Source organism: Lacrimispora sp. YZC11 (assembly GCF_057543815.1).
On record NZ_BAAJYQ010000016.1, the window covers coordinates 461,241 to 478,410 of the forward strand.

17 protein-coding genes are annotated in these 17,170 nt (G+C 40.4%); 3 read left to right on the plus strand and 14 right to left on the minus strand.

Features of this window, described 5'->3' with window-relative positions; translation table 11 throughout:
• Positions 1 to 3: 3 nt before the first annotated feature.
• The 8 genes from AC27IJ_RS17460 to AC27IJ_RS17495 all read right to left on the minus strand — a co-directional run bounded on the left by AC27IJ_RS17460 (position 4) and on the right by AC27IJ_RS17495 (position 6,734).
• Positions 4 to 336: a hypothetical protein gene (locus AC27IJ_RS17460; RefSeq protein ID WP_312444021.1), complete on the minus strand. Its 333-nt coding sequence runs from the start codon at positions 334 to 336 to the stop codon at positions 4 to 6.
• On the minus strand, positions 314 to 1,654 hold the full coding sequence (locus AC27IJ_RS17465; protein WP_487149955.1) for a hypothetical protein: 1,341 nt from the start codon (positions 1,652 to 1,654) through the stop codon (positions 314 to 316). Before AC27IJ_RS17465 ends, AC27IJ_RS17460 begins: the two co-directional genes overlap by 23 nt.
• A 21-nt stretch (positions 1,655 to 1,675) precedes the next feature.
• Positions 1,676 to 2,923: a competence/damage-inducible protein A gene (locus tag AC27IJ_RS17470; protein ID WP_312444023.1), complete on the minus strand. Its 1,248-nt coding sequence runs from the start codon at positions 2,921 to 2,923 to the stop codon at positions 1,676 to 1,678.
• A gap of 2 nt (positions 2,924 to 2,925) precedes the next feature.
• Positions 2,926 to 3,468, minus strand: a complete 543-nt coding sequence (gene pgsA, locus AC27IJ_RS17475) for a CDP-diacylglycerol--glycerol-3-phosphate 3-phosphatidyltransferase (protein ID WP_313153095.1) — start codon at positions 3,466 to 3,468, stop codon at positions 2,926 to 2,928.
• Entirely contained in the window at positions 3,452 to 4,792 is a 1,341-nt protein-coding gene (gene rimO / locus AC27IJ_RS17480) for a 30S ribosomal protein S12 methylthiotransferase RimO (RefSeq protein WP_312444026.1), read from the minus strand. The genes pgsA and rimO overlap by 17 nt, the downstream gene beginning before the upstream one ends.
• Before the next feature lie 146 nt (positions 4,793 to 4,938).
• Positions 4,939 to 5,193 (minus strand): DNA-directed RNA polymerase subunit omega, encoded by a 255-nt coding sequence (gene rpoZ, locus AC27IJ_RS17485; protein ID WP_312444028.1) that lies wholly within the window; start codon positions 5,191 to 5,193, stop codon positions 4,939 to 4,941.
• 26 nt (positions 5,194 to 5,219) lie between these two features.
• A complete protein-coding gene (gmk, locus tag AC27IJ_RS17490) occupies positions 5,220 to 5,840 on the minus strand; it encodes a guanylate kinase (RefSeq protein ID WP_312444030.1) in 621 nt (206 codons plus the stop codon).
• Positions 5,841 to 5,855: 15 nt separating this feature from the next.
• On the minus strand, positions 5,856 to 6,734 hold the full coding sequence (locus AC27IJ_RS17495) for a YicC/YloC family endoribonuclease (RefSeq protein WP_312444032.1): 879 nt from the start codon (positions 6,732 to 6,734) through the stop codon (positions 5,856 to 5,858).
• Between the two features lie 195 nt (positions 6,735 to 6,929).
• Between AC27IJ_RS17495 and AC27IJ_RS17500 the strand changes: the two genes are divergently transcribed.
• Positions 6,930 to 8,672 (plus strand): Rqc2 family fibronectin-binding protein, encoded by a 1,743-nt coding sequence (locus tag AC27IJ_RS17500; RefSeq protein WP_312444034.1) that lies wholly within the window; start codon positions 6,930 to 6,932, stop codon positions 8,670 to 8,672.
• Positions 8,673 to 8,735: 63 nt separating this feature from the next.
• On the opposite strand, the gene AC27IJ_RS17505 is transcribed toward AC27IJ_RS17500, so the two are convergent.
• The 6 genes from AC27IJ_RS17505 to AC27IJ_RS17530 all read right to left on the minus strand — a co-directional run bounded on the left by AC27IJ_RS17505 (position 8,736) and on the right by AC27IJ_RS17530 (position 14,736).
• Positions 8,736 to 9,869, minus strand: coding sequence for a toxic anion resistance protein (locus AC27IJ_RS17505; RefSeq protein ID WP_312444035.1), 1,134 nt, complete (start codon positions 9,867 to 9,869; stop codon positions 8,736 to 8,738).
• Positions 9,870 to 9,894: 25 nt separating this feature from the next.
• Positions 9,895 to 11,004, minus strand: coding sequence for a hypothetical protein (locus AC27IJ_RS17510; protein ID WP_312501769.1), 1,110 nt, complete (start codon positions 11,002 to 11,004; stop codon positions 9,895 to 9,897).
• Positions 11,001 to 11,591 carry a hypothetical protein gene (locus AC27IJ_RS17515; RefSeq protein WP_312444037.1) on the minus strand — a complete coding sequence of 197 codons (591 nt, stop codon included), beginning with the start codon at positions 11,589 to 11,591 and terminating at the stop codon, positions 11,001 to 11,003. Before AC27IJ_RS17515 ends, AC27IJ_RS17510 begins: the two co-directional genes overlap by 4 nt.
• On the minus strand, positions 11,591 to 12,619 hold the full coding sequence (locus AC27IJ_RS17520; protein WP_331655703.1) for a vWA domain-containing protein: 1,029 nt from the start codon (positions 12,617 to 12,619) through the stop codon (positions 11,591 to 11,593). Before AC27IJ_RS17520 ends, AC27IJ_RS17515 begins: the two co-directional genes overlap by 1 nt.
• Before the next feature lie 796 nt (positions 12,620 to 13,415).
• Positions 13,416 to 13,601 (minus strand): hypothetical protein, encoded by a 186-nt coding sequence (locus AC27IJ_RS17525; RefSeq protein ID WP_312444040.1) that lies wholly within the window; start codon positions 13,599 to 13,601, stop codon positions 13,416 to 13,418.
• 511 nt (positions 13,602 to 14,112) lie between these two features.
• Entirely contained in the window at positions 14,113 to 14,736 is a 624-nt protein-coding gene (locus AC27IJ_RS17530; RefSeq protein WP_312444042.1) for an accessory gene regulator B family protein, read from the minus strand.
• A 176-nt stretch (positions 14,737 to 14,912) separates the two neighbouring features.
• On the opposite strand from AC27IJ_RS17530, the gene AC27IJ_RS17535 reads away from it, so the two are divergent.
• Together AC27IJ_RS17535 and AC27IJ_RS17540 are read left to right on the plus strand one after the other, a co-directional pair.
• A complete protein-coding gene (locus AC27IJ_RS17535) occupies positions 14,913 to 16,235 on the plus strand; it encodes a sensor histidine kinase (protein WP_487149962.1) in 1,323 nt (440 codons plus the stop codon).
• A 1-nt stretch (position 16,236) separates the two neighbouring features.
• The gene (locus AC27IJ_RS17540; protein ID WP_312501773.1) at positions 16,237 to 16,995 is read left to right on the plus strand and encodes a LytR/AlgR family response regulator transcription factor; all 759 of its coding nucleotides are present in this window, start codon (positions 16,237 to 16,239) and stop codon (positions 16,993 to 16,995) included.
• The last annotated feature ends 175 nt before the right edge of the window (positions 16,996 to 17,170 follow it).

Sequence of the window (17,170 nt, forward strand, 5' to 3'; positions counted from 1 at the left end):
ACCTCACACCTTACCGGCTCCTTCCCCTATAAAAGCAGGCAGATCAAAGCCTCCTGTTTTCCGGTACATATCACCAATGATATTTCCGGCCACCTCTAACGCTTCCCAATAATCGGACGCTATGCCTAAAATGAGAAATTCTTCCTCCCGGTAAATGGGCCATAAAAGCGACATTGCCGGATAGATATCAAGTATATTATTCCCATTTGCAGCAGGCGTAATCACATAAGTCCCAGGTCCGGGCTTTAACCTGCGGATTCCCTGAATGATCCGGTAACGTTTCTTCTTCGCTTTCTCGCCTACGTACAAACGGTCAAACCAGCTTATTTTCATCATCCATCAGCTCTTCCAATAATTCCTTGCAAGTTTCCTTTTCCGTTTCATCCAGGCAGCTTTTTAAGCTTCCTTCAATATATGCCTGTATTTCCTCAATTGAATTAAAAAAGACAGGAAGGTCTGACAGAACCTTAGCCATAATGGCGCGGACCACCGGCCTGGAAACGCCAGAGAATACCTCTTCAAGCTCCTCAAAGTACTCCTTTGCCGTTTTCTCCAGATAGGAACGGTCAACAACCGCCGTTTCCTCCGCCTTACCTGTCTCTTTCTCCGTATTCCGTCCTTTTAGTTCCACAAAAGAACTTCCGGATAAAAGCTTGTCTACATTTACAGCTTTCACATAATCCGGGTCTTTATTCCGTTCATCGCTCTCTTCCGGCAGTTCCGTCCTTAAATAACGCTCATAGTAAGTTTCCTGCCTTCCCTCCAGCTGGGTTAGCCTGTCAAAAAAATCTTCGTTTGCAGGGGAATAATCTTCGTTTGTGAATTTTTCCAGAATCTCTGCTGCCATGGAGCAGTAAAGCTCCTCTTCCTTCACATCAATGACCGTTTCCGGCTTAGCAAACACCATGACACAAAAATCATTGATAATGTCCTGGAGCATGATGTAAAGGCCGGATTCATCCATAAGACCCTCGCAGGCAAGAGCAAGCTTTGAAGAAGCTTCTTCATAGCCTTCGGCAGTCATATTCCCGTAATCCTCGCGGCGGAACTGTTCCAAAAGCTCAAAAAGGCCCTTATGCCCCTCTTCCATTCCCGAGGGAAGCTTTGCCATGGATTCCGTGCGGAGGGTATACATCATATCATTAAGATTTTCCAAGGGAGAACCAATATAAACGGACAGCCCTTCCATGACAAGGCTGAAAAACTTCTGTTTCGTTAAACGGGCCGGAAGCTGCCCGATGATCTGCCTGATCCTTCCGTTTATAACAGCTGTTTCCCTGGTATCTGTTACGAACCCGGTGAGACGCTTTGCAAAGCTCTCATCATCATGTCCGGTTTCCGGCAAAGTAATAAACTTCCGTTCCAAGCGGTTTAAAACATATTCATAAATCTGAAAGCAGTCGGTATAGGAAGTCAGGACTTCTACTTCATGAGTGATATCCTCACGAAGCTTCAGCAGCCCCTCTTCCACATCTTTCCCGGAGCAATGCTCCTTAAGCAGCCCGTTAAGCTGCTGACAGTAAGCAATAATCCTCTCCGGAATCACCGGCGCTTCCCCTATGGTTTCAAATAAAGTATAATAATTCAGCACCAGCCTTACATAGGAGTACTGGTACGCTGCAGTCATCTGTTTTTTCAGCAAACGGGTCTCCAAATTTATCTCCTCCCGGAAGGTTTATGAATGGTAATTCTTAAGGATAGAACGGCGCAGCAGGTCTAAAGCCTTTACCACGGACTGTTCCCTGATCTTTTCCCGGTTTCCCTTAAAATGATATTCTTCCACTGAAACCTTGTCCTTCATATAGCAGGCCATGTAAACCAGTCCTACCGGTTTTTCTCCATCAGAATCCGGTCCTGCAATCCCTGTCACTGCGATACACACATCAGAATCGGCCGCAAAAACACCTCCGATAGCCATTTCTTTAGCAGTCTGTTCGCTGACCGCACCGTATTTCTTCAAGGTACTTTTGCTAACATCAAGATGCTTTCTCTTAGCCTTGTTGGAATAGGTGATAAAGCCTTCCCGGAACACCTGGGAAGCTCCCGGCACATTCACCAGACGCCCTGCGATCAGCCCTCCGGTGCAGGATTCCGCCGTAGTCACTGTCAGCTCATATTTTTTAAGGAGGCGGACAACTGCCATTTCAATGGTCTCTTCCTCCTTTGTGGTATACACATCGTCCCCAAAACGGCTTTTGATCTCTTTTACCACCGGCTTTAAAAGGCTTTTGGCTTCCTCTTCACTTGATGCCTTTGCCGTGACCCTTAAATGCACCTCAGCGGTTTTCGCATAGGTGGCAATCGTTGGATTGGACTGGCCGTCAATGAGGTCAAGAAGCTTATTCTCTACCTGGCTCTCCCCATGTCCGCAGATCTTGACCATTTGGGAACGGATCACTTCAGGCTGGAGCTTTTGAAGATATGGGAATACCTGGTCGTGAAACAGAGGGGTTAATTCACCCGGAGGTCCTGGCAGCAGGATTGCCACCTTTCCATCCTTTTCCATAATCAGACCGGGAGCAGTACCGTTGTTATTGTCAAGTACAACCGCTCCCTGGGGAACAAGAGCCTGCTTCCAGTTATTATCTGGAATCTCTTTATAAATGCTGTTTTTAAAATACTCCTTGATTCTTTCCTTTGTATGGACATCTTCCACCAGAGAAAGTCCCATAACCTCCGCACAGACCTCTTTTGTCAGATCATCCTCCGTAGGCCCCAGGCCCCCGGTCAGGATGACAACATCCGAGCGCTTTAAGGCCGTCTCAAAACTTTCCGAAAGCCGCTCCCGGTTATCGCCCACCGTAACCTGATGGTACATGGAAAGACCTAAAAGAGCACATTTCTCCGCCAGATACTGAGTGTTGGTATTTACAATATTTCCAAGAAGAAGTTCCGTTCCAACTGAAATCAGTTCAACAACCATGATTACATACTCCCTTCCATAAGAACGCGATAATTTTTTGCTATATAATCAACCAGTGAAACCACAGTAAGTATGGTGGCAATCCAGATAAACACCGTTGTGACAAAGGATAATGCCGGAATATTCAGGATAAGAAGAACCGACATGATCATCTGGAACACCGTCTTAAACTTTCCCCAATAGCTTGCTGCAATCACCACGCCATTATCGGAAGCCACCAGACGGAAACCGCTGATAATAAATTCACGGCTTATGATCACGATAACGATCCAGGCCGAAAGCTGGCCCAGGGCTGTAAAGCAGATAAGTCCGGCACAAACCAGCAGCTTATCCGCCAGAGGATCCATAAACTTGCCGAAATTAGTCACCAGACCATACTTTCTTGCAATCTTTCCATCCAGTAAGTCCGTAAAGCTGGCTACAATGAATATGGCAGCCGCAATGTAACGGTATGATGCATTTGCACCCCCGTCAAGCAGCAGAAACAGAACAAAAAACGGAATCATAATAACTCTTAAAATCGTAAGCTTATTCGGTAAATTCATCCTCCAACTCTCCTATCAAATCATATTCCATAGCCCCTGTCACGCGGACCCTGGCAAAATCACCTGACATCAGTTCTTCACCGGTCTGGACAAAAATCATTCCATCAACGCCTGGTCCATCCATATAGGTTCGGCCTACATAAGCGTTTTCATCCGCCACCTTGCCTTCTATCATAACCTCCAGGGGTTTCCCGATCATTGATCTGGAAAATTCAAAGGAAATCTCCTGCTGAAGTTCCATAATGGCATCACGGCGTTCCTCTTTTACCTCCTGCAAAACCTGATCCGGGAATTCCGCGGCAGGTGTATCTTCTTCTGCGGAATATGCAAACACTCCCAAACGCTGGAATTCCATCTCATCCACGAACTCCATCAGTTCTTCGTGATCTTCCTGGGTTTCCCCTGGGAATCCGGAGATCAGGGTGGTCCTAAGAGCCATATCCGGGATTTCTTTCCGAAGCTTTTCCACGATTTCCCGAAGCTGGACCTTAGTGGTCCTGCGGCCCATGAGTTTTAAAATCCGGTCGCTGGCATGCTGTATGGGCAGATCAAGGTATTTACATATCTTCTCTTCTTCCTTTATGGTCTGGATCAGCTCATCCGTGATTTCTTCCGGATAACAGTACTGGATCCGGATCCACTGAATCCCGGGTATGCGGCATAAGCTTTTAAGAAGCTTTGGAAGTGATTTCTCACCATATAGATCCATTCCATAAAGGGTGGTTTCCTGAGCGACTAAAATAAGCTCTTTCACACCCTTTTCAGCCAGCTTTTCTGCTTCTTTTATCAGGCGTTCCGTGGGAACACTGCGGTAATTTCCCCGCAGAGAAGGAATGATACAATAAGTACAATGCTTGTCACAGCCTTCCGCAATCTTTAAAAAGGCATAATGGCCTCCTGTTGTAAGAATCCGCTCTGTCTCAAGTTCCGGGAGCCCGTCTAAATCGTGAAAGCACTGAACATGTTCTTTTCCACCCAGGGCTTCTGCCAGAACGTGAGAAATCTCGTCATAGGTGGAAGTTCCTAAAATACCATCCACTTCAGGGATCTCGTCTATGATCTCCTGTTTATACCGCTGGGCCAGGCAGCCGGTTACAATCAATGCCTTGCATTTGCCGTCTACCTTTCTCTGGGCCATTTCCAGTATGGTATTTACGCTTTCCTCTTTTGCGTCACCGATGAAGCAGCAGGTATTGATCACAATCACATCCGCCTCGTATTCATCATCCGTAAACGTATATCCGTCTTTATTCAGAAGGCCCAGCATCATCTCCGTATCTACGAGATTCTTGTCGCAGCCCAGTGAAACACATAATAACTTCATGTTTAAACTCCTGTCTTTCATTATAAAAGGTTAGTAGATCAGCCGTTCGGTGAGCAGAGCGAATCAAATAGCAGCCTCACAGCCTTCGTTAAGTAGATTATCTCATGAGAAAGGCCATCTCATCCAAAAGGGAGACGGCCTTCTTCCTAATTATCGTCTTCTTCTGTTGCATCCGCTTCGCTTAAAATCTTCACTTTGCCCTCATACAATTCCTCTACGGCAATAGAAAGCGGTTTCTTGCCAGCATCCAAAATCTCTGACTCTGAGCCGCCGATGATCTGCCTTGCTCTTTTTGCTGCGGCAATCACAATAGAATAACGGCTCTGCACAACAGGAGCCTCTCCTGGCTCTACCTCGCTGTTTACTACATTAATTAAATCTGAATAAGATGGATGTAACATCTTTTATTCCCCTTTCTCAATCGGCTTTATATATTCTTTAATTCTTCCCGAATATGGGATAAAAACGCCATATTATTGGAAGCCCGGTTATGTTGGACCTGGATCATGCGGTGCATCTCTTCCACACAAGTGTCTATCTTATCATTAATCAGGATATAATCATAGGCCTCCATGCCTTCCGCTTCCTCAGCCGCCCGGCGGAGCCTGGCATTGATCACATCCATGTTTTCCGTACCGCGGCCGATGAGACGGCGTTTTAATTCTTCTGCATTGGGAGGCATAACAAAAACCAAAATCGCTTCAGGGAAACGTTTCTTTACCTTTAGTGCCCCCTGAATTTCAATTTCCAGGATAACATCCTTCCCCATTCTCATCTGGTTTAAAACATATTCATTGGGCGTGCCATAGTAATGGTTGACGTACTGGGCATATTCGATCAATTCTTCTTTTTCTATCATATCCTTAAAACGTTCTTCTGCCACAAAGAAATATTCCCTGCCGTCTGCTTCTCCCTCTCTGGGATTTCTGGTAGTGGCGGAAATGGACAGCGCGTAATTATCATACCGTTTCAGAAGCTCCTTCATCAAGGTTCCCTTGCCCGCTCCTGAAAATCCGGATACGACTACCAATATGCCATTTTCATTCATGTTTCTGATACTCTCCTACTCAATATTCTGGATCTGTTCCCTTACCTTTTCAATCTCGGTCTTCAGTGCGATGGCCTTATCGGAAATTTCCAGGTCATTGGCTTTAGAAAGAATGGTATTCGCCTCCCGGTTCATCTCCTGAGCGATGAAATCCAGTTTTCTACCCACACTTCCGCCTGCATTAAGCTCTGCAGAGGTATTTTCAATGTGGCTTCTGAGCCGTACGGTTTCTTCATCCACACAGATTTTATCAGCAAAAATCGTAACTTCCGCGGCAATTCTTCCTTCATCAACAGAAGCGTTTGCCAGCAGTTCCTTCACCTTGTCCTCCAGCTTTGCCCTGTATTCTAAAAGAATCCTGGGGGACCGTTCTTCAATAAATTCCACAAGCTCAGTCATAAACTTAAGCTTTCCAAGGAGATCGTTCTTTAAGTTTTCTCCTTCTGTCACTCTGGTTTCCACAAAACGTTTTGCCGCTTCCTCGATGGTTTCTGAAAGAAGCTTCCACATTTGTTCCTCATCCTCCGGCACCTCTTCCATGATAAGGACCTCCGGGCATCTGGCCAGAGTCGATACCCTGATGTCGTTCTGAATTCCGAATTGTGTTTCCATCTTTGCGAAATAATCCATATATTCGGCAGCCAGCGCGCTGTTATACTTCAAGCACAGTTTATTCTCTGTGTAATCCTCATAGGAGATGAATACATCAACCTTACCGCGCTGGATATAATTCTTTAACAGATTCCTGATTCCTGCTTCAAAGAAATTAAACTTTTTTGGCATCTTTATGCTTAAATCCAGATATCTGTGATTTACAGCTTTCATCTCTACGGAAATCTTATACTCATCCGTGACGGTTTCGCACCTGCCAAAACCTGTCATGCTCTTGATCATTCCATATGCCTCTCTTTCGCCATAGATATCATCCATTATAATTCATAATAAAATACAAGTCAATTGGTTTTAAATTTTACAGAAAGTTGATTCTGTGCTATACTATCCTTATTATATAGACCATTTACCGGAGGAAACCCCTTCCAGGGATACCATTATGCCCAAATAGCGTGGGCAGGAAAGAGGAAACAAACAATGGCATTAGACGGAATTGTTATGGCAAATCTCGCAGCAGAGATGAAAGACCGGCTGGAAGGCGGAAAAATCGCAAAAATTGCCCAGCCCGAGAAGGATGAACTGCTGTTTACTGTTAAAAACCAAAAAAATACATGGAGGCTCCTGATTTCGGCCAGCGCCAGTCTCCCCCTCCTCTATTTTACGGAAACAAACAAGCAAAGCCCCATGACGGCTCCAAATTTTTGTATGCTTTTAAGAAAGCACATTGGAAATGGGCGCATCATCCGGGTGAGCCAGCCAGGACTGGAGAGGATCCTATGCATAGAAGTAGAGCATTTCGACGATTTAGGTGACAAAAGAACAAAAAAACTAATCATCGAAATCATGGGAAAACACAGCAACATCATTTTTTGCAATGAAGAAGACTTGATTTTAGACAGCATCAAGCACATTTCCGCCCAGGTCAGCTCCGTACGTGAGGTTTTGCCGGGAAGAACCTATTTCATCCCACAGACCATAGAGAAAAAGGACCCGCTGACCATCACCCAAGAGGAATTCATTGATGTAATCGGACATACGGCTGCCCCTGTACAAAAAGCATTGTATATGAAACTGACCGGTTTAAGCCCTATTATGGGTCATGAGCTATGCAAACTGGCCTCCATTGACGGGGATCGATCTGCCAATGGATTGACGGAACTGGAGCTGGTTCATTTGTATCACATGTTTTCCTTTATCAGGGAAGATGTAAAGCAGGGGCATTTCACTCCAAATATCATATATAAAAAGGAAGAACCTGTGGAATTCGCCGCCCTTCCCTTAACCTGTTATCAAGGGGAAGGCTATGTTTCCCAATGCTTTGATTCCATCAGTTCTCTTTTAGAAACCTATTATGCCTCAAAAAATACCATCACCAGAATCCGCCAGAAATCCGTGGACTTACGGAAAATCGTACAGAATGCTTTGGAGCGTAATTATAAAAAATACGACCTGCAGTCCAAACAGCTGAAGGATACGGACAAACGGGACAAGTATAAGGTTTATGGCGAGCTTATCAACACCTATGGTTATGAATTGACCGGAGGGGATAAGCAGTTAGTCTGCCTTAATTATTACACCAATGAGGAAATCGCCATTCCTCTGGATGATCAGTTATCTGCAAAGGAAAATGCACAGAAATATTTTGATAAGTACAACAAACTAAAACGTACTTTTGAAGCTGTAACAGGACAGATCAGGGAAACCAAACAGGAAATCGATCATTTAGAATCTGTAAGTGCCGCCCTGGACATCGCCCTAATGGAAGAGGATCTTGTACAGATCAAAGAAGAATTGATGGAGTACGGTTATATTAAGCACCGCAGGGCCGGTGACAAGAAGCCTAAGATCACAAGCAAGCCCTTCCACTACCTTTCTACTGACGGATTCCATATTTATGTAGGGAAAAATAATTATCAGAATGAAGAACTGACCTTTAAAGTGGCCGGTAACAATGACTGGTGGTTCCATGCAAAAGGAATCCCCGGGTCCCATGTAATCGTAAAGTCCGAAGGAAAAGAGCTCCCCGACCGGGTATTTGAAGAAGCCGGAGCTTTAGCCGCCTACTATTCCAAGGGCCGTGAAAACGATAAAGTAGAAGTGGATTATGTGCAGAAAAAGCAGATTAAAAAGGTGGCCGGAGCGGCACCTGGCTTTGTTATCTACCATACCAATTATTCCATGGTTGCAGATCCAAAGATACCTTTGGAAGAATGTAAGTAAATTTCACCTCCAAACTGAGTAATTCTATTTTATATCAGTTTGGAGGTTTTTAATTTTTAACAGCTATTTAATCACCAGCACATTCTTTAATTCTGTCTCATAAGACAGCAGACGTTTTTCTTTATCCGCCCTTTCTTGCTGTGCTCTCTTCGATATTTCGTATACACCGGAAATTGTATCTACAAGGTTTCTATTGATACTCTGAATGGTTGATTCATCTATCACAGAACGCTCTGCCGCTGCCGCCACCTTAAGAGAAGTATCCTTTAGCATCTCCGCTGTCTGAGTCATGGATTTATTGATGCTGTTGGCAATCAGCTCGGAAGATTTATCTGCATCCGCTGCTTCGTTTACCGCTATTGCAACGACCATTTGAGTTTTCCACATAGGAATCGCCAGCATCAACTGATCACTGATATTCTCTAATATCTGTGTATCAACCTTTTGTATCATCCGGATCTCCGCTGCCATTTGAATGGAAAGCATCCTGGATACAAGAAGATTATGTATTTTCTTATCAAATTTATATATCACTTCCCTGAAATCACTGACCTGTTGTATCTGCTGGGGATCTCCGCTTGTATTGGCACGCTGTTCCAATTCCGGCAGTCTCTTTGCCTGAAGCTCTTCCAGCTTTACTTTTCCAGCTATAATATAATGCTTAAGCTGTGTTATATATTTATCATTACTCTCAAATAATTTCTCCATAGTAGCCAGGGATTGTCTCAATTCAATCATATGGTTTTCCAAAACATTGACAACCCTGTCAATATTGGCTGCTACCGATGAGTATTCTGTTTGAATCTTTAAGGTTCTGGATTTAAAACCACTGAGGAGCTTCTCAAAAATATTGTCTTTCTCTTGCTGCAATTCCTTTACTTTTACATCATAATTATTCAAAACAAGAATAAGCTCCGTAATATCCTTACTGATAGGGCCTGTATCTCTTGTTCTCGTACTTTTTAAGATGGAATCAGATATCACAGACAATTCCCTTTGTGTGTTGACTCCAAAATTCTGGACATCCATTGGAGTCTTAATCTCCAGTTTTTCAACAAACTCCTGAAGCTGTTTCCGGGTATCCTCTTCCAAGGCTTCCATAGACAGATAGTGATATTGCTCTTCATATTCCTTTTCATTAAGCACTTGAGACGCCGCTACTGCTTGTGAGGGTAATTCCAATCCTATATCCGACATAACCGTACCTCCCAATATTTAAAATTTATTCTTTCAATGCATTTATCATGAGATCATATATTTCCTTTTTTAAACCTGGTACCACGGAAGTCAGTTCTTCGGCCACCCCGTCAACTGGGAGTTCATCCAGATTGTCGCCTCCCATAAGTCCCGTTCTGAATCCATACCTCTCCCAGGCAATTTTTTTGATATCAGGATCATTCAGAGCCTCAAGATAACGATTTCCTTTTTCTGTCAGAGTAAGAAGGCAGTGGCTGTTCCAGATCGTAGGCTCCGGATACAGAATCCTTACTCTGCCTCTTACCTGCTCATATCCCTCCAGATTATTGACAGCAAACTCCAGCATAGACTTTTCATAATCAACGATCAATGGTTTGGCTCCCATTCCTGTTCTTAAATATAAATCAAACAGATCTGCAGGTGTATTGTTCATAAATCCGCTGAATTCATAAAATTTCTTAATATCCGGGAGAACTGATTTCACCGTGTTATCTGTAACGGTTCCGCCATTCATGATAGAGAGTAAAAGTCCATAGTAGGTTGCCCCGGGAGACGAGGTAACCGGATCGGTTGATGCAATATTGATTGTTCCGAATACATTGGCCAACCCGATATCTGACCATTTCTGACCTTCCTGAATCCTGGTCATCAGACTGCTCATATCCTTGATAAAATAAGTTTCCCCCCGCACTTCTACAATTCCCTCGTTTATCAGTGCTTCGGTGATCTGGTCCCATGAATAGATAACTACCGGAGTATTTAACGCTATGGAACCTTCCAGACTTTTTGCCAGATTCTTCGCTTTGAAATAATCATAAAATCTCTGGTCAGAAAAGAATACTGCGTCATAAGGCGTACCATCCTCTCTTACCAGTTTCACATCATCGGCAACAAGTTTATTATTGCTCCAGGAATCAGAAATTATCTCTATGTTATATTTCTCTGCCATAATTGACTTTACTTCTTCATCTTTTATGAATCCTTCTTTTCCACCGCCCATAGCAACATATACTTTTTTCGCTTTTTCAGAATACTGAACGCTTACTCTTTGTTTTCCGGAGTAAATGACACCAATAACAACCAAGGCAAGCGCTGCGATTCCTATAATCAGATATGTTTTGTATTTACTGTTCATGATAAATTTCCCCCGTCGTCTTTACTTGAAAATCCATGCTGCCGATAAGTCTCTTCAAGAGCCTGCATCAATGATTCCGCTTCTTTTACATCCTGGCTTCCAGATGCTGTCAGCAGCTTGGTAAATACATCGGATGTCCGTACCATAAATTCCTGTGACTGACTTTTAAATACCGTATCCGCACTCTTTAAAAGGTATGTATCCAATATCTTGTTAATTCTGGGTATATAGAGTCCTACCTGCTGGACAAACTTCAAGTCAATGCTGTTATCATGGAGTATGTGATTGGAAGTATCATAAATGTTATCAACTGCACTGGACATAACACCTTGATGCTGACGATCAATCTGCTCCTTATAGTCTTTCAGTTTATTGAAACTCTCCAGAATCCTTTTTCTGTTTTCTACATCCGCATCCTTGACTCTGTCCTTTGCTTCGTCCAGCCGCCATTTTTTATCCAAATAAAACGCAAGAGCTAATCCAACAGCCAAAACCAGCAGGGATAAGATTATGTTGTCTGTAAAAAAATATACAATTCCAACTGCCACAACTGTGCATAAAGAAAGTATCACGGCCAGACTTCCCATTAATTATACCCCCTCAATGTTTTAAATGCAGAAACCAGGTCCGTTTTCCCATTAAATATTTTACCTCCTGATAATTCTGCTAATTTCTCCAATTGTTCCTCATCTGCGCTTCCCATCGTAATAGAATAAATTGGATACTTTTCTTTCAGTACATTGTAATTTTTAATAAATGTATCTCTAAAATCCTCCTCACTCTGCCCATCTGTGAGCAGAACGACATAATTGCTATACCCTGAAGATGTGGAGATCACATGTTTTGATGCTTCAATTAATGCCTTATAAATATTGGTTCCACCTTCAGGCTTTATGGATTTAAGTGTTTTTGGAATTTCTCCAAAATCCTCATAAGAAATTTTAACTCCTTCATTTGCATAATTGCTAAACAAAATAAGGGTAACCTTATCCGTTTCTTTCATTTGAATAAAGTATTTTGAAGCAATTTCATCATTAAAAAGTGTAGTCATTGCTTCTACCATATCTTTATGGCCCTCTCCCCGCATGCTGCCCGAAAAATCCAGGCAGAAAATATAATTTGCAGGCTTACTTACTCCATATGTATAGAAATTCAATAATTCCGTGGTTACTTCCTTGGAAGGATAATTCATTGGTGCAAGATACTTTTGTGTATCAATTCCCCAATCCGAATTAAAAACTTCCTTTTTTGCATATGGGACCTGACCACCATAGCCGGTCCTGATCCCATCCCGGCACATTTCCTTTTGTGTGGAATTCTTTAATAAATGATTTTGTATTCCTAAAAAGATTTCTTTTTTGCGGCTGTCTTTATTATCAACATATGCAAATGGTTTATCTGCCAGCGGCACACCATCTTCAAGATATAACAACTTTAAAGTAGTGCCATATTCCATGTTTAATCTGATAAATTCAGATTCGTATCCATAATAATAATCATTCTTCCCGGCTTTTACAAGTTGGACTAAATCTTCATATGTACTATATATTTCACTGTTTTCCTTCATATAAGAGTATATCTGATCTCTTATTTCCTGGTCTTTCGCCTGATCCATTGTCAGCATTCTGGGTGAGCCGCATAAGGAATAATAAATTCCCAAATAGGAACTGGCCCCTGCATCGGAACGAGTGATAGAAGGTATTCCAAATCCGCCTTCCAGTTGCATCAGATCTCCCATTGTTTTAATAGATTCGCTGTATAATTCAGGCTTTATTCCCACTACAATCGGTACAATCCCTGTTGATTTTGAATCCGTTACGGATACCGACTGGTCCAGACGATACAGCCACATAGAATTGGATAGCCATACTGCATCATATTGATCACTTTTTACACTCAGCTCATTAATTGCATCAATATCACCCATGTAGGTAACACTTAAATCAACATTCGTTTGGCGGCAATAATCCTCAACGTACTTGATCAACAACTCATTTTCTGGTGTTGTCAGCAGCTTAAACCCCTTATTTGGAGCAGCTATCGCTGTACTTGGAAACAGCATCATTATCGCCAATAGCATTGCTAGCAGTCTTTTCACTCCGATTACCCCCATTTATTTACTCTGTACGGAATCAATTTTATAATAAATATAGCATTTACACAATAGTATTCGTAGAAATATATTATTATCAGATATATTATATTAGCACAATTTCAATAGCATTTATATTTCATCGAAATAAGATTTATCTCCATAAGTAATTTATTGCCATAAAAATACCTCCAAACAGAGTAATTCTATCTTACATCCGTTTGGAGGTATACACAATTTTTAGGATATTCCCGGAAAGAATGCCACACCCCTTCGTTGATACCCGTTTTTATTAACATTCCTTCGTTACCTGCTCCGGCTAAATATCAATACTCTCAAACTTAGCCACAGCTTTCCTTTCCGGTATGATTGTTATCACATCTATAAAATATTCATCTGGAATGATCTTTCTCTTTCTGTGCTTCGACATGATATTCTTTTGCACAGAAGCATCTGCTAAATTCTTTTCCAGCCCAAGAATTTTACGAAATAAGTTTTCTCTCATCTGCTTTTCTCCTATCTTTGTCAGCCCTTTGTACAGGAAAGGTCTATGCAATAAACCAGTCTAAAACAATTCCTATCCAATTTCATATAATTGACTAACTGCCCTTTGAATTTAATTCAAAGGGCAGCATTTTTTACCTTATTCTACTGAGTATCCATAAAACTTCTGAACGAACACAAATTCCATATGTTTTTATTTAAACTGTTTATAGGAATCATAATTAATCCAGACAAAAGTTTCCCCCTTGTTACTACAGTAATATTCCAACTAGTTGGATTTGAAAATTTTACAATAATTTATATGTATTATTTTCATTGCATAACAGCGCTTTTTCTATTTATAATGAAAATATTATCATTATATACTCATACCGGACTATCTGCACTTAAATTTAAGGACAGAATTCTTTTCCTTATTAATTTCCTATTTTGTATTCTCATTGCGCATCTTTAACACTGCTTCCGGAATTTTTCTTTCATAAACTCCAATCGGAATGCTCCTGCCTATTGAATTAAGCGAAATCTTTGTTAATGTCTTCTGAAATTTCATAATGGTTTCTTTTTTCATTTTCATCTTTCTCCTTTTCGTTAGTTTTATTTCTAGGAAGTAATGTTATTACTTCAATAAAAACCGGATACACAATTAATCCCCGTAATTCCGAATTTAACGTCGCAACGACTAATAACAACGTTAAAAAAACAAGAGAGAACACTTTCTTTTTCCATATGTCTTTTAAAGAAAAATGTTGAATATTAATAGTTCTGGGAGCACAAATAATTATTAATAAAGTGCAAAATACATAGATATAAGGCATCATTGATATTTTAATTTCAATAAACATGTTACATATGATAGATGCAGCCCAAATAGCAATCATACTTAAGGTGCAGCCTATACCTGTTTTGGCGTGTTTTCCTCCTGCCTGCAATCTCAAACCACAAAAAGAAAACAAAACCACAGCTGTCTCCTTACCCATTCCAATAATAATTCCAATCAATTGAATAAGGATAAATTTTAAAACATTATCTAATAACAATTCTAATCCGTACTGTATGATCTCGTTTTCTTCTGGATTTTTATGACTTGTCTTATCCATCCAATTACAAACTTCAACAGCTATTTTTGAAATACTCATGTTTTTCACCACCATTTGTTTCCAATCTTATCATGATTTTGGACAAAAATATATTTTTGCTATTTTCGTTGCTTTTTTCTTCCCAAACGTAAGTTACTTCTAATTTTAATACAATATTCTTTACTTTCCCTTCATAACAAGGTAAAATATTTATATTCATTAAAGTGGGGTGAATCATGAATAATTTAATTTGTACCCTGGCCGGAAGTTTATGCATTTATTTTTCTTATGTCAACTTACTGCCACATAAATATTCAATTTTTAAAAGAGCATTAATATTTTTATATATTTTCAATATCTTTTTCTTTTTTGAAGGGACCCTTGGACAAACAAGTACATTTTTGACTAGTATAGGAATTATAATTTTTACTCTGTTATTTGCAAAAAATCGAATTTTTAATTTATGCTGCTACCTGTTTGGCTATATCTATATAGTAGCTTTTAATTACTTGTTTATGTGGATAGCGGGTGCCTTATTAAAAATGGATATGGAGGCTTTACTTACCCATGAAAAACTAACAGTTATCTTTTCTGTTACCTATTGTATATTTAGTGGAATAACAACAAAATTAATAGGTTGGTATTTTCATGAGAATTTAAAAATTTCGAACTTTTATATTAACAAGCATCTACTAACGGCCGTTTTTATAGATTTATTATTCCTTGTTTTTCTCTATATTTTTAATTTTTCTTATGGTGAACATCTAGGTTATAATTACGGTGTTATTGCCCTAAACGGAATTATATTTTTAATATTATTTGCAATCACAGCTTTTCTAATGTATTATATTTATAAGATTACATTAGCAGAACAAGCCTATAAACACCGAATGGCTCAATTTGAAAACCTGAGAACTTACACTGACAGGCTAGAAGAATCCTATGGAGTTATGCGTAAATTCAAACATGATTACATGAATATCCTAAGCACGTTATCAGGTTTTCTAAAAGAAAATGATATGGAAAGTTTGAAGGAATATTACGGCGAAAGAATTCTTCCAATTAGTCGTGCATTCACTGAATCGGATACCAAACTAGGGACTCTTTCCAATATTAAAAGTACTGCCCTAAAAAGTCTGCTTTCCTCAAAATTCGTCTATATGATGGAGATAGGCATCAAAGCTGAAATAGAACTGACTGAGCCTATTAATGATCTGAACATGGATTGCTTGGACCTTTCCCGGATCATTGGTATATTTTTAGACAATTCTATAGAAGCTACTATGGAAACAGTAGAAAAAGAAGTGCGTTTCTGTATGTTTTATAAGGAGGAAGATCTTTATCTCATCATTCAAAACACTGCAATTCCTCCGATTTATGCCATATCAGAGCTTCGAAGCCATGAAATTTCATCAAAAGGCGAAAACAGAGGAGTCGGTCTTTTTAATGTAGATACGATCTTAAATAATTATGAAAATACCATCTGGAATACTACATATGAAGAGCCTTATTTCACACAAGAACTAATCCTAATGCATAAGATTAATAAGGAGTACTAAAATGATCCACATATACCTTTGTGAAGATGATAAAAGGCAATTAAACCGCTGGGAAAGTATCATAGAAAAATATTTAGTAATGAACGCAACAGAGTCCAGACTTTATTGTTCAACCTCAAAACCGGAAGAACTGCTTTCCATACGAAAGCGCTCCAGCACTATCGGACTTTATTTTCTAGATATTGATTTGCATTCAAATAAAAATGGAATTGAGCTGGCACAGGAAATACGTAAATATGATCCAAGGGGCTATGTTGTTTTTGTAACTACTCACAGCGAAATGGCTGTTCTTACCTTTCGCTATAAAGTGGAGGCAATGGACTTTATTACAAAAGATGAAACGGAAACCTTACCAGAGCAAATCTGCTCCTGCATTCAAAATGCAGAAAGAAATTATAAAGCTCAGCTGGATTCATCCAACCGCCTTTTGTCCATAAAGGTCGATAAAGATTCTCTGGTTCTGGATCAAAATGATATTGTAGCTATTACAACCAGTGATGATTCCCACAAGATCACCGTTCATACCAGAACCGGAATCCGGCAGATCGCTGGCTCATTGAAGGAATTCCAAGCGACCTTGAATTCTGGATTCTGTCAATGCAACCGCTCCACTATTGTAAATCTAAAGCACGTATTAAAATATACCAGGGAAAACGCTTTGCTTTACATGGATAATAGGGAAACCTACTCCGTATCCATACGTATGATGGGAAAAGTTCAGAAAGCTTTAAACAGCATTCACTCATCCATAATTGAGTAGTAGTAAGCTGATTATTCAGCTCTCAGTCGATTAAGTTAGAGTGCTTACACCTCTAATTTATAGCAGAATTGTGCGTGAACTTTATTTATATTAATAGGAGGCAGCCGGATATCTCGGCTGCCTCCTATTAAATTGCTTCGGCTTGAGTACAAAAATGGGTAATATATAGATCTAA